Origin of the sequence: Pseudomonas sp. CCOS 191 (assembly GCF_001007005.1) — a bacterium.
Taxonomy (GTDB): Bacteria; Pseudomonadota; Gammaproteobacteria; order Pseudomonadales; family Pseudomonadaceae; genus Aquipseudomonas; species Aquipseudomonas soli.
Window position 1 is genome coordinate 5,389,101 of sequence record NZ_LN847264.1, and the last position, 12,719, is coordinate 5,401,819.

A 12,719-nucleotide genomic window follows, 5' to 3' on the forward strand; every position below is an offset into this window, starting at 1 on the left:
CGCGCCTGGAACAGACGCACGGGGCGCGCAGCGCCCCAATTCACGGCCTGGCGTATTCTGCGGCATACTCGGCGCATCGTTTTCCCCGGAAGCCGCCATGCGCCCCCTGCTCCCCCTGACCCTGATCCTGCTGCTCGCCGCCTGTGGCGAAGGCGAATCCCTGTCTCCGCCGGACGCGCGCCTGCCCGATGGCGGCCGCTACCGTGGCCAGGTGGTGAACGGCCTGCTGCAGGGCGAGGGGCGCATCGACTACCCCAACGGCAGCTGGTACGCCGGCAGCTTCAAGGATGGCCAGTGGCACGGCCAGGGTGAATGGCACGGCAGTAACGGCGAGATCTACCGTGGCCAGTTCAGTGAAGGCCTGTTCCAGGGCCTGGGCGACCTGACCACGCCCGGCAGCCACTACGCCGGCACCTTCAAGCATGGCCGCCGGGATGGCGAAGGCACCCTCAAGCAAAACGACCAGACCTACCGCGGCCAGTTCAAGGACGACCAATACGAAGGCGCGGGGCAGTTGGAGCTGGCTGACGGCAGCCGCTACCAGGGCCTGTTCGCCAAGGGCAAACCGAACGGTGCCGGGGTGCGCAGCGATGCCAGTGGCAACCAGTTCAGCGGCCACTTCATCGATGGCCAGCTACAGGGTGCCGGCACCTACGACAGCGCCGACGGCGAACAGTACATCGGCGAGTTCAAGGACAATCGCCTCGAGGGCCGTGGCCGCTACGAGAGCGCCGACGGCGACGTCTGGATCGGCGACTTCAAGGATGGATCACTGGCCGGCCAGGGCGAACTGCTGGGTAGCGATGGCAGCCGCTACAAGGGTGGTTTCCGTGACTGGCGCTTCGCTGGCACCGGCACCTTGCAACTGGCCGACGGTAGCCAGTATGTCGGCGGTTTCGCCGACGATGCCTACCACGGGCGTGGCAAGCTGACCCACCCGGACGGTCGCAGCGAAGCCGGTACCTGGGTCAACGGCGTGCGCGTGCGCGACGCCCAGGGCAAGCTTTTGCCCGACCCGCTCGACCTGGCCCTGCTCAACCAGGGCAAGCTGCTGGCCAATGCGCTGGCCAAGGTGCCGGCGTCAGTCCCGCCGGTGCAGTTGTACAGCCTGGTGGTGGCCGGCGACGGCCAGCAGAGCGTGTTCCTGCGCGAGGCCGACTATGTCAGCAACATGCTCAAGGTGCGATTCGGCGCCCATGGCCAGATCACCCTGGTCAACCATCGCGACCATCTGGCCGACCGGCCCATGGCCACCCGCGAGAATATTACCCGCGCTGCCCGCACCTTGGCCGAGCGCAGCGGCCCCGAAGACCTGATATTCATCTACCTGACCAGCCATGGCAGCCACGACCACCAACTGGTGCTCGACCAGCCACGCCTGCAACTGGCCGATCTCTCCGCCGACGAGCTGGCCAGCGCCCTCGCCCCGCTCAAGGACCGCGACAAGGTGATCGTCATCTCCGCCTGCTACTCCGGTGGCTACATCGCCCCGCTCAAGGACGACCGCACCCTGGTCATGACCGCCGCCCGCCCTGACCGGGTGTCATTCGGCTGTTCGGAAGAGGCCGACTTCACCTACTTCGGCGACGCCCTGTTCGCCCAGGCATTGAACCAGACCGACGATCTGAAACAGGCGTTTGAACTGGCGCGGCAAAACGTTGCCGAACGAGAACGAAGGGAAGGTTTCGAAGCCTCTGAGCCGCAGCTCTGGGCGCCGCCGGCGGTGATCAGCCACTGGCAGCGCCTGCGCCGCCAACAAGCCGAGCAAGCCCTGCGCAATGAAGCCCAGCCAGCTTCGGGGGATCAGGCAAAAAACCCTGGTGCCCACTAAGCTGTGTAGTAACGAGGGAGACACACCATGTACCTGACGCCTCAGCATGTCCTGCTTGCCGGTGCCACGGGTCTGACAGGTGAACACCTGCTCGACCGCCTGCTCAACGAGCCCACTATCAGCCGCGTGCTGGCGCCGACCCGCCGCCCGCTGGCCGAGCATCCGCACCTGGAAAACCCGGTGGGTGACCCAGCCATGTTTCTCCCGCAACTGGCCGGCCGTGTCGACATCGCCTTCTGCTGCCTGGGCACCACCCTCAAGCAGGCCGGCTCCGAGACGGCCTTCCGCGCCGTGGACCTGGACATGGTCGTGGCCTTCAGCAAGCGCGCCCGGGAGTTGGGCGCCCGCCACCTGCTGGTGATCAGCGCCCTGGGCGCCGATGCGAAGTCGTCGATCTTCTACAACCGGGTCAAGGGCGAGATGGAGGAAGCCCTAAAGCAGCAGGATTGGCCGCAGTTGACCATCGTGCGACCTTCACTGTTGCTGGGCGAGCGAATCGAGCCACGACTGGGTGAGCGCATGGCCGCACCGTTCGCCCGCCTGATACCGGGCAAGTACCGCGGCATCGAGGCTTGCACCCTGGCCCGGGCGCTGTGGCGCCTGGCGTTGGAGGAGGAGGATGGGATTCGCGTGGTCGAGTCGGACGAGTTGCGCAAGCTGGGGAAGAAATAGTCAATCCTGAGCCGCTCCAATCGCCGGCAAGCCGGCTCCCACAGGTGATTGCGTAACCCTGTAGGAGCCGGCTTGCCGGCGATTGGGCTGCGCAGCAGCCCTTGGTTATCAAAGACCGCCCGTGGCGTTGAACCCCACCCCCGCCGCTGTCAGCAACGACAACGGCAGCAGCAGCGTATCGAGCAACGCGCTGCCCGGCAGGTCCAGCCCCGGATAGGCCGGCGCCTCGGCCCCGAACCGGTCGTCTGGGCAGCACCCGCCATTGATCACGTAAAGGTCAAGCCGTGTCCCGGCATACACCACCGGCGCCCCGGGCTTGTTGGCATCCAGGGTGCGCACCGTGGCGCAGCCACCGAGCTGGGCCAGCACCAGCAACCCCAGCACAAACCGCCTCAATCATCGACCCCATGATGATGCTCGCCCCAGCGCGGCAGCATGTCCTGCGGGATATTCAGCAGGTTCAGGATGCGTGCCACGACGAAGTCGACCAGGTCGTCGATGGTCTGCGGCTGGTGGTAAAAGCCCGGTGCCGCCGGCAGGATCACCGCACCCATCTGCGACAGCTTGAGCATGTTCTCCAGGTGGATGGTCGAGAATGGTGCCTCGCGCGGAACCAGGATCAACTGACGACGCTCCTTGAGGGTCACGTCGGCCGCCCGCTCGATCAGGTTGTTGCAGGCACCGGTGGCAATCGCCGACAAGGTGCCGGTGGAGCATGGCACTACTACCATCGCCGATGGCGCGCCGGAGCCCGAGGCCACCGGCGACATCCAGTCCTCCTTGCCATACACGCGAATCTGCCCGTCGGCCGCGCCGGTGTACTCGGTCAGGAACGCCTGCATGGCCTGGGGCTTGGCTGGCAACACCACGTCGGTCTCTGTAGCCATTACCAGTTGCGCGGCCTTGGAGATGAGGAAATGCACCTCGCGGTCCTCGCGCACCAGGCAATCGAGCAGGCGCAGGCCATACTGCGCCCCGGAGGCGCCTGTCATGGCCAGGGTGATGCGTTCCGGTCCGCTCACTTCAGCGCCTCGGCCAGCTTGCCGTGCAGGCCGCCGAAGCCGCCGTTGCTCATGATCACCACATGGGTGCCCGGGCGGGCTTGGCCCTTGATCCGTTCGATGATCGCCTCGAGGCTGTCGGCCACCACACTCGGCACCTTGCACTGCGCGGCGGTGCCGGCCAGGTCCCAGCCCAGGTTGGGCGGTGCGTACCAGATCACCTGGTCGGCGTCGTTGACGCTTTCCGGCAGGCCGTCGCGGTGCGCCCCCAGCTTCATGGAGTTGGAGCGCGGCTCGATCACCGCAATCACCGGGGCCTCGCCTACGCGCTTGCGCAGGCCATCTAGGGTGGTGGCGATGGCGGTCGGGTGGTGGGCAAAGTCGTCATAGATGGTCACGCCCTGAACCTCGGCAACCAGTTCCATGCGGCGCTTGACGCTCTTGAACGCGCTCAGGCCTTCGATACCCATGGCCGGCGCGACGCCGACATGGCGAGCGGCAGCCAGGGTGGCCAGGGCGTTGGCGACGTTGTGTTGGCCGGTCAGCGCCCAATCGACCACGCCTTGCGCCTGGCCTTCGAACAGCACTTCGAAGCGCGAGCCATCGGCGCTGAGCAGGCGCGCCTGCCACTGACCACCCTCGCCCGTGGTCTGCACCGGGGTCCAGCAGCCCATGCCGATGACGCGCTCCAGTGCCTGCTCGGTAGTCGGATGGATAACCAGGCCTTCGCTGGGGATGGTGCGCACCAGATGGTGGAACTGCCGCTCGATGGACGCCAGGTCGGGGAAGATGTCCGCGTGATCGAACTCGAGATTGTTGAGGATCGCGGTGCGCGGATGGTAGTGCACGAACTTGGAGCGCTTGTCGAAGAAGGCGCTGTCGTACTCGTCGGCCTCGACCACGAAGAACGGCGTATCGCCCAGGCGCGCCGACACCGAGAAGTTCTGCGGCACGCCGCCGATCAGGAAGCCCGGGCTCATGCCGGCGTGTTCCAGCACCCAGGCCAGCATGCTGCTGGTAGTGGTCTTGCCATGGGTGCCGGCCACGGCCAGTACCCAGCGCCCCTGCAGCACATGGTCGGCCAGCCACTGCGGGCCCGATACGTACGGCAGGCCCTTGTTCAGCACGTACTCCACCGCCGGGTTGCCCCGCGACATGGCGTTGCCGATCACCACCAGATCCGGTGCCGGCTCCAGCTGGGCCGGATCGTAGCCTTGGGTCAGCTCGATGCCCTGGGCTTCGAGCTGGGTGCTCATCGGCGGATACACGTTGGCGTCGGAGCCGGTGACACGGTGGCCAAGGTCCTTGGCCAGCACCGCCAGCGAACCCATGAAAGTGCCGCAAATACCGAGAATATGAATGTGCATGATCGACCTCGCAAAACGTCGAGGCAGGGTAGCGTAGGCCGAGAAAATTCGCACACGCTGTTTCGTTCAGCAGACCTTTGCTATGCCATGTTTGCGCAGTTTTCGATACAAGGTATTGCGGCTGATGCCCAGATGCTCGGCGACGCGGGTCATGTGCCAGCGGTTTGCCTCCAGGGCGCCGAGCAAGGCGTGGCGTTCGGCACTTTCGAGGGCGTGGGAGCGCGCTTGCCCCGCGATGGCGTCGGCAGTGTCACCGGTGTTGTCTGGTCGTGCGCCGTCGCGGGGCAAGTCGCATCGGCGCGCCGCCGCTCCCACGTTGCGCACCACCAGCGGGAGATCCCGATACTCGACTCGCCCCTCCTCGCACAACGCCACCACGGTTCGGAGTACATTCCTCATCTGCCGCACGTTACCCGGCCAGGTGAAGGCCAGCAGTGCCTGTCGGGCGGCCGGGTCGAGGCCGATGGCCTGGCCCTCGGCCTCCTGCGCCAGCAGGAAGTCGAGCAACTGCGCCTTGTCGCTGCGCTCGCGCAGCGCCGGCAGGGCCACCTCCAGGCCATTGAGGCGGTAGTAGAGGTCTTCGCGGAACCCGCCTTGCGCCACCCGTTCCAGCAAGTCACGGTGGGTGGCGCTGATGATCCGCACATCCACCGCCTGCGGCTCACCACCGATCGGCACCACCTGGCGCTCTTCCAGTACCCGCAGCAAACGAGTCTGCAGGGCCAGCGGCATGTCGCCGATCTCGTCCAGCAACAAGGTGCCGCCGTCGGCCTGCAACAGTTTGCCGCGCATGCCTTCCTTGCGCGCACCAGTGAAGCTGCCGCCGCGATAGCCGAACAGCTCGCTCTCGATCAGGCTCTCCGGGATCGATGCGCAGTTGATCGCCACGAATGGCTTGTCACGGCGTGCGCTGGCCTGGTGCACCGCCTGGGCAAAAGCCTCCTTGCCGCAACCGGTTTCGCCGCGCAACAGCAGCGGCACGTCACGCTCGAACACTCGCACGGCGCGACGGAAGTCCTCGCGCAAGGCCGGATCGAGCAGGCAGATACCCGGCGCAGCGGCCTGGGGCAAGGCCACCGGCACTGACCACACCGGCGCCCGTGCCTGGCCGCGCAGGCTGGCGAATACCTGGCGACCGTCGCGGGTGTACAGCGGCCAGGCAGTGCTGCCCTGGAGAGTGGCGCGGCTGAACATTTCGTCGTGGCTGCAGGCGAAGAACCTGTCCAATGGCTTGCCCAGCACTCCACCGCGGATCGTTCCCAGCAGGTTCAACGCACTCTGGTTGGCGGCGCAGATCCGCCCGTCACCATCGAAGGCCAGCAGGCCCTCGCTGAACAGCCCGACCGACTCGGCCTGCAAGTGGAAGCGCAGCAGCCATTGCTGCTCGAAGTGGCGCAGGAAGTAGCAGCTCTCGATCATCTTCGCCGACAGGTTGACCAGCGCCATGGTGTGAAACTGGCTCTGGCGCGAGACATCGGGCCGCGCAGACGACACATCGAGTACCGCCAGCAACTCGCCATGTGGGTCGAACACCGGGCTGGCCGAGCAGGTCAGCCCGGTATGGCGGCCACGGAAGTGCTCGTCCTGGTGAATGGTCAGGGCCTGGCGCTCGACCAGGCAGGTACCGATACCGTTGGTGCCCTCGCGGGCCTCGCTCCAGTCGGCGCCGAGCCACAGCCCGGCACGCTCGAAGATGCGCCGCTCGCTGGGCGCGGTGACGCAGTTGAGGATCACCCCGCGAGCATCGGTCAGCAGCACCGCGTGCCCGGCGCCGGACAATTGCTGGTGCAGGCTGTTCATCTCGTTGTCGGCGATCTGCAGCACCTGGCGCAGGCGCTCGCGGCTCTCCAGCAGGCGGCCGTGTTCGAGCACCACCGGTGCCTGGACCCGCGCGGGATCGAGGTGGTAGTCCTCCAGGCAGCGCAGCCAGGAGCGGGCGATGGACGGGTCGCTGCCCGGCCCGCTGGTCTGGCCTTGGGCGACCGTGAGCACTTGCTGGGCATGGCGGCTGAACGGATTGCTCTGCATTTCTTGTTGTTCTCCGCAGATAGAGCGTGCCGTCAGCATCCTCCAGGCGTGAACGCTTTGCAACGTTGCACCGACCCTGCGGTCACGGCCTGTGTCGCAAAGGGTACAAAGTGTCACCCTGGCCGTGCCGAGGCTGGTACAGGTCATTTCGATAGCCGCGCCGTCCTTGACCCAAGTCATTGATACACAAGGGCCTCCAGGCGCTGGCCCGACCTTTGCTCTACGCTTGGTAACTCCGCAACAATCACAACGACCAGGAGACACATCATGCGTTATGCACATCCCGGCACCGAAGGCGCGAAGGTCAACTTCAAGAGCCGCTACGGCAACTACATCGGTGGTGAGTTCGTGGCGCCGGTAAAGGGGCAGTATTTCGAGAACACCTCCCCGGTCAACGGCAAGCTGATCGCCGAGTTCCCCCGCTCCAGCGCCGAAGACATCGAAAAGGCCCTCGACGCGGCCCACGCCGCCGCCGATGCCTGGGGCCGCACTTCGGTGCAGGACCGCTCCAACGTCCTGCTGCGCATCGCCGACCGCATCGAACAGAACCTCGAGCTGCTGGCCATCACCGAAACCTGGGACAACGGCAAGCCGATCCGCGAGACCCTCAACGCCGACATCCCGCTGGCGGTCGATCACTTCCGCTACTTCGCCGGCTGCATCCGGGCCCAGGAAGGCGGCGCCGCCGAGATCAACGAAACCACCGTGGCCTACCACATCCATGAGCCGCTGGGCGTGGTCGGGCAGATCATCCCGTGGAACTTCCCGCTGCTGATGGCCGCCTGGAAGCTCGCCCCGGCCCTGGCCGCCGGCAACTGCGTGGTGCTCAAGCCCGCCGAACAGACCCCGCTGGGCATCAGCGTGCTGATGGAACTGATCGGCGACCTGCTGCCCAAGGGCGTGCTCAACGTGGTGCAAGGCTACGGCCGTGAAGCGGGCGAAGCCCTGGCCACCAGCAAGCGCATCGCCAAGATCGCTTTCACCGGCTCCACTCCGGTGGGCGCGCACATCATGAAATGCGCCGCCGAGAACATCATCCCCTCCACCGTCGAACTGGGCGGCAAGTCGCCGAACGTGTACTTCGAGGACATCATGCAGGCCGAGCCGAGCTTCATCGACAAGGCGGCCGAAGGCATGGTGCTGGCGTTCTTCAACCAGGGCGAGGTGTGCACCTGCCCGTCGCGTGCCCTGGTGCAGGAATCGATCTACCCGCAGTTCATGGAAGTGGTGATGAAGAAGGTGCTGCAGATCAAGCGCGGCGACCCACTGGACACCGACACCATGGTCGGCGCCCAGGCCTCGCAGCAGCAGTTCGAGAAGATCCAGTCCTACCTCAAGATCGCCCAGGAAGAGGGCGCCGAGCTGCTTACCGGCGGCAAGGTGGAGCAACTTGAAGGCGCGCTGGCCAGCGGTTACTACATCCAGCCGACCCTGCTCAAGGGCAACAACAAGATGCGCGTGTTCCAGGAGGAGATCTTCGGCCCGGTGGTCAGCGTCACCACCTTCAAGGACGAAGCCGAGGCCCTGGCGATTGCCAACGACACCGAATTCGGCCTGGGCGCCGGCGTGTGGACCCGCGACATCAACCGCGCCTATCGCATGGGCCGCGGCATCAAGGCCGGCCGCGTGTGGACCAACTGCTACCACCTGTACCCGGCGCATGCCGCGTTCGGTGGCTACAAGAAGTCCGGCGTCGGCCGTGAAACCCACAAGATGATGCTCGACCACTACCAGCAGACCAAGAACCTGCTGGTGAGCTACGACATCAACCCGCTGGGCTTCTTCTAGAGCGTGGATTAGGGCTGCTTTGCAGCCCTTTCGCCGCGGTTCGTCGCCACGACAAGCCGGCTCCCACAGGGACTGCGCAGTGCTCTGTGGGAGCCGGCTTGCCGGCGATGAAGCCACCACCGTTATCAGGCCATTTGCGGTTGCCGTGCAGCACCTGCTCTGGCTCGCTTCCTGCAGTACCTATCACCATCGGCCCGGAACCCTTCCGGCCACCAAGAAGAAAAACAGGTGAACCCTATGCCAAGCGATCATTCCGCCGGCGCGCCGGCAAGCTCCTCCGTCGACTTCGAAAAGGTCGGCTCGGACTATTTCCAGCAACGTGAACTGAAGAAAGGCGCCGCCGGCTGGGTCCTGCTGGTGGGCCTGGGCGTGGCCTATGTGATCTCCGGCGACTACGCCGGCTGGAACTTCGGCCTGGCACAAGGCGGCTGGGGCGGCATGTTCCTCGCCACCCTGCTGATGGCCACCATGTACCTGTGCATGTGCTTCTCCCTGGCGGAACTGTCGTCGATGATCCCCACCGCCGGCGGCGGCTACGGCTTCGCCCGCAGCGCCTTCGGCCCCTGGGGCGGTTTCCTCACCGGCACGGCGATCCTCATCGAGTACGCCATCGCGCCCGCAGCCATCGCCGTGTTCATCGGTGCCTACTGCCAGTCGCTGTTCGGCATCGGCGGCTGGATGATCTACCTGGCCTTCTACATCGTGTTCATCGGCATCCACATCTTCGGCGTCGGCGAGGCGCTGAAGCTGATGTTCATCATCACCGCGGTTGCCGCCATCGCCCTGGCGGTATTCCTGATCGGCATGGTGCCGCATTTCGATGCAGCGAACCTGTTCGACATCGCCAAGACCGACGCCGTCGGCGCCAGCAGCTTCCTGCCGTTCGGCTATGTCGGTGTCTGGGCGGCGATCCCCTATGCGATCTGGTTCTTCCTCGCGGTCGAAGGCGTACCACTGGCCGCCGAAGAGACCAAGAACCCGAAGCGTGACCTGCCCCGTGGCCTGATCGGCGCGATGCTGGTGCTGCTGGCCTTCGCCTTGTTGATCCTGGTGGTCGGCCCCGGTGGCGCCGGTTCCGAAGCCCTCAAGGCCTCGGGCAACCCGCTGGTCGAGGCGCTGTCGAAGGCCTACGGCGGTTCGACCTGGATGGGCGGCTTCGTCAACCTGGTGGGCCTGGCCGGCCTGATCGCCAGCTTCTTCTCGATCATCTATGCCTATTCGCGGCAGATCTTCGCGCTTTCCCGCGCCGGCTACCTGCCACGCAAACTGTCCGAGACCAACAAGAGCAAGGCCCCGGTACTGGCCCTGGTGATCCCCGGGATCATCGGCTTCGCCCTGTCGCTGACCGGCCAGGGCGACCTGCTGATCCTGGTGGCGGTGTTCGGCGCCACGCTGTCCTACGTGCTGATGATGGCCGCGCACATCACCCTGCGTGTCCGTCGCCCGAAAATGGAGCGTCCGTACCGCACCCCCGGCGGCATCTTCACCTCGAGCGTGGCCCTGGTACTGGCCTGTATCGCCGTGGTCGCCGGGTTCCTGGTCGATCCGCGGGTGGTGATTGGCGCCGCGGTGATCTATGCAGTATTAATTGCCTACTTTGCGTTCTACAGCCGCCACCACCTGGTGGCCGGTACACCGGAAGAGGAATTCGCCGCGATCCAGAAGGCCGAAGAGGCCCTGCACTGATTGCCGACTTGCGCCGCAGGCCAGCCCTGCGGCGCCCTGGAGATTCTGTATGGCAAGTTTCACGCATACCGTGGGCCACCAGGTCTACCGCTTCGACAGCCTCAAGGAGGTGATGGCCAAGGCCAGCCCGGCACGCTCGGGCGACTACCTGGCCGGCGTCGCCGCCAGCAACGACGGCGAACGGGTGGCCGCGCAGATGGCCTTGGCCAACATCCCGCTCAAGCACTTTCTCAGTGAAGCGCTGATCCCCTACGAACAGGACGAAGTCACCCGCCTGATCATCGACACCCACGATGCCGCGGCCTTCGCCGCGGTCAGCCACCTGACCGTCGGCGGCTTGCGCGACTGGCTGCTCAGCGACCAGGCCGACGAACACAGCCTCAGGGCCCTGGCCCCCGGCTTGACGCCGGAAATGGCCGCGGCGGTGTCGAAGATCATGCGCGTGCAGGACCTGGTGCTGGTGGCGCAGAAGATCCGCGTGGTCACCGCATTCCGCGGCACCATGGGGCTGCGCGGGCGGTTGTCGACCCGCCTGCAGCCCAACCACCCCACCGACGAGCCGGCCGGTATCGCCGCGAGCATTCTCGACGGCCTGCTGTACGGTAACGGCGATGCGATGATCGGCATCAACCCGGCCACCGACAGCATCGCCTCGATCTGCGCGCTGCTGGAAATGCTCGATGCGATCATCCAGCGTTACGACATCCCCACCCAGTCCTGCGTGCTGACCCACGTCACCACCTCGATCGAGGCGATCAACCGCGGCGTGCCGCTGGACCTGGTGTTCCAGTCCATCGCCGGCACCGAAGCGGCCAACGCCGGCTTCGGCATCAACCTCAACGTGCTGCAGGAGGGCTACGAGGCCGGCCTGTCACTCAAGCGCGGCACGGTCGGGCAGAACCTGATGTACTTCGAGACCGGCCAGGGCAGCGCCTTGTCGGCCAACGCCCACCACGGCGTCGACCAGCAGACCTGCGAAACCCGCGCCTATGCGGTGGCCCGGCACTTCAAGCCGTTCCTGGTCAACACCGTGGTCGGCTTCATCGGCCCGGAGTACCTGTACAACGGCAAGCAGATCATCCGCGCCGGCCTCGAGGACCACTTCTGCGGCAAGCTGCTGGGCGTGCCGATGGGCTGCGACATCTGCTACACCAACCACGCCGAAGCCGACCAGGACGACATGGACACCCTGCTGACCCTGCTGGGCGTGGCCGGGATCAACTTCATCATGGGCATCCCCGGTTCCGACGACATCATGCTCAACTACCAGACCACCTCGTTCCACGACGCGCTCTATGCCCGCCAGACCCTGGGCCTCAAGCCCGGGCCGGAATTCGAGGCGTGGCTGGAACGTACCGGTATCTTCACCCAGGCCGATGGCCGCATCCGCTTCGGCGACAACCTGCCGGCGGCCTTCCGCCAGGCCCTGGCACAGCTGGCCTAGAGGTGAGCATGGAACGACACACCCCCACCCCCGACAACCCCTGGCTAGCCCTGCGCAACCTGACGCCGGCACGCATCGCCCTGGGTCGCACCGGCATCAGCCTGCCGACCGGCGCCCAACTGGACTTCCAGTTCGCCCATGCCCAGGCCCGCGACGCCGTGCACCTGCCCTTCGACCACGTCGGCCTGCGCCAGCAACTCAGCGACCGCGGGCGCGACAGCCTGCTGCTGCACAGCGCCGCCAGCGACCGCCACCAGTACCTGCAACGCCCGGACCTGGGCCGGCGCCTGCACGAGGACTCGGCCCAATGCCTGCGCGAGCACGCCCAGGCCAACCCAGGCGGCGTCGACCTGGCCATCGTTGTTGCCGATGGCCTGTCGGCGCTGGCCGTGCACCGCCACACCCTGCCCTTCCTGAGCCGTTTCGAGGAGCAGGCCGCCGCCGATGGCTGGAGCAGCGCCCCGGTGATCCTGGTGGAGCAAGGTCGGGTCGCGGTGGCCGACGAAGTGGGCGAACTGCTCGGCGCGCGCATGACGGTGATGCTGATCGGCGAACGCCCAGGCCTGAGTTCACCCGACAGCCTGGGTTTGTACTTTACCTACGCGCCGAAGGTCGGCCTGACCGACGCCTACCGCAACTGCATCTCCAATGTGCGCCTGGAAGGCCTGAGCTACGGCATGGCCGCTCATCGCCTGCTGTACCTGATGCGCGAGGCCTGCAGGCGCCAGCTGTCGGGGGTGAATCTAAAGGACGAAGCCGAGGTCCATAGTATCGACAGCGAAGATTCTGCCGGGAAAAGCGGAAACTTCCTGCTCGGTGAAGGGTAAAAAACATGTCACCGAAGGCGGATTGCGCTTCTAGCCTGCTTTAGGCAGCATGCCAGTGGACGCTGCTGGCAATCC

The 12,719-nt window shown here is 66.0% G+C and carries 10 protein-coding genes; 6 read left to right on the forward strand and 4 right to left on the reverse strand.

All coding sequences use genetic code 11. The features are described 5' to 3' along the window. Positions 1–97 precede the first annotated feature (97 nt). Together CCOS191_RS24030 and CCOS191_RS24035 are read left to right on the forward strand one after the other, a co-directional pair. Positions 98–1,831: a C13 family peptidase gene (locus CCOS191_RS24030; protein ID WP_046857290.1), complete on the forward strand. Its 1,734-nt coding sequence runs from the start codon at positions 98–100 to the stop codon at positions 1,829–1,831. 27 nt (positions 1,832–1,858) lie between these two features. After that, positions 1,859–2,503, forward strand: coding sequence for an oxidoreductase (locus tag CCOS191_RS24035; RefSeq protein WP_046857291.1), 645 nt, complete (start codon positions 1,859–1,861; stop codon positions 2,501–2,503). 108 nt (positions 2,504–2,611) lie between these two features. Here the strand turns inward: CCOS191_RS24035 and CCOS191_RS24040 are convergent, their stop codons facing one another. The 4 genes from CCOS191_RS24040 to CCOS191_RS24055 form a co-directional block, all read right to left on the reverse strand. Next, the gene (locus tag CCOS191_RS24040; RefSeq protein ID WP_046857292.1) at positions 2,612–2,899 is read right to left on the reverse strand and encodes a YceK/YidQ family lipoprotein; all 288 of its coding nucleotides are present in this window, start codon (positions 2,897–2,899) and stop codon (positions 2,612–2,614) included. Further along, the gene (gene ubiX / locus CCOS191_RS24045; protein WP_046857293.1) at positions 2,896–3,525 is read right to left on the reverse strand and encodes a flavin prenyltransferase UbiX; all 630 of its coding nucleotides are present in this window, start codon (positions 3,523–3,525) and stop codon (positions 2,896–2,898) included. The genes CCOS191_RS24040 and ubiX overlap by 4 nt, the downstream gene beginning before the upstream one ends. Continuing rightward, positions 3,522–4,871 carry a UDP-N-acetylmuramate:L-alanyl-gamma-D-glutamyl-meso-diaminopimelate ligase gene (mpl, locus tag CCOS191_RS24050; RefSeq protein WP_046857294.1) on the reverse strand — a complete coding sequence of 450 codons (1,350 nt, stop codon included), beginning with the start codon at positions 4,869–4,871 and terminating at the stop codon, positions 3,522–3,524. Before mpl ends, ubiX begins: the two co-directional genes overlap by 4 nt. Positions 4,872–4,937: 66 nt before the next feature. Then, a complete protein-coding gene (locus CCOS191_RS24055) occupies positions 4,938–6,899 on the reverse strand; it encodes a sigma-54-dependent Fis family transcriptional regulator (protein WP_046857295.1) in 1,962 nt (653 codons plus the stop codon). Between the two features lie 267 nt (positions 6,900–7,166). Between CCOS191_RS24055 and exaC the strand changes: the two genes are divergently transcribed. From exaC to eutC, 4 genes are all read left to right on the forward strand, one after another. Beyond that, a complete protein-coding gene (exaC, locus tag CCOS191_RS24060) occupies positions 7,167–8,687 on the forward strand; it encodes an acetaldehyde dehydrogenase ExaC (protein ID WP_046857296.1) in 1,521 nt (506 codons plus the stop codon). 237 nt (positions 8,688–8,924) lie between these two features. Beyond that, positions 8,925–10,373 (forward strand): ethanolamine permease, encoded by a 1,449-nt coding sequence (eat, locus tag CCOS191_RS24065; protein ID WP_046857297.1) that lies wholly within the window; start codon positions 8,925–8,927, stop codon positions 10,371–10,373. A gap of 49 nt (positions 10,374–10,422) precedes the next feature. Further along, entirely contained in the window at positions 10,423–11,817 is a 1,395-nt protein-coding gene (locus tag CCOS191_RS24070; protein ID WP_038707272.1) for an ethanolamine ammonia-lyase subunit EutB, read from the forward strand. An 8-nt stretch (positions 11,818–11,825) separates the two neighbouring features. Beyond that, entirely contained in the window at positions 11,826–12,644 is an 819-nt protein-coding gene (gene eutC, locus CCOS191_RS24075) for an ethanolamine ammonia-lyase subunit EutC (protein WP_046857298.1), read from the forward strand. Positions 12,645–12,719 lie beyond the last annotated feature (75 nt).

Excerpts from the sequence above, each read along its gene's own strand:
- exaC (WP_046857296.1), top strand. The coding sequence starts at position 7,167 with ATGCGTTATGCACATCCCGGCACCGAAGGCGCGAAGGTCAACTTCAAG.
- CCOS191_RS24030 (WP_046857290.1), top strand. The coding sequence starts at position 98 with ATGCGCCCCCTGCTCCCCCTGACCCTGATCCTGCTGCTCGCCGCCTGT.
- CCOS191_RS24035 (WP_046857291.1), top strand. The coding sequence starts at position 1,859 with ATGTACCTGACGCCTCAGCATGTCCTGCTTGCCGGTGCCACGGGTCTG.
- eutC (WP_046857298.1), top strand. The coding sequence starts at position 11,826 with ATGGAACGACACACCCCCACCCCCGACAACCCCTGGCTAGCCCTGCGC.
- eat (WP_046857297.1), top strand. The coding sequence starts at position 8,925 with ATGCCAAGCGATCATTCCGCCGGCGCGCCGGCAAGCTCCTCCGTCGAC.
- mpl (WP_046857294.1), bottom strand. The coding sequence starts at position 4,871 with ATGCACATTCATATTCTCGGTATTTGCGGCACTTTCATGGGTTCGCTG.
- CCOS191_RS24055 (WP_046857295.1), bottom strand. The coding sequence starts at position 6,899 with ATGCAGAGCAATCCGTTCAGCCGCCATGCCCAGCAAGTGCTCACGGTC.
- CCOS191_RS24070 (WP_038707272.1), top strand. The coding sequence starts at position 10,423 with ATGGCAAGTTTCACGCATACCGTGGGCCACCAGGTCTACCGCTTCGAC.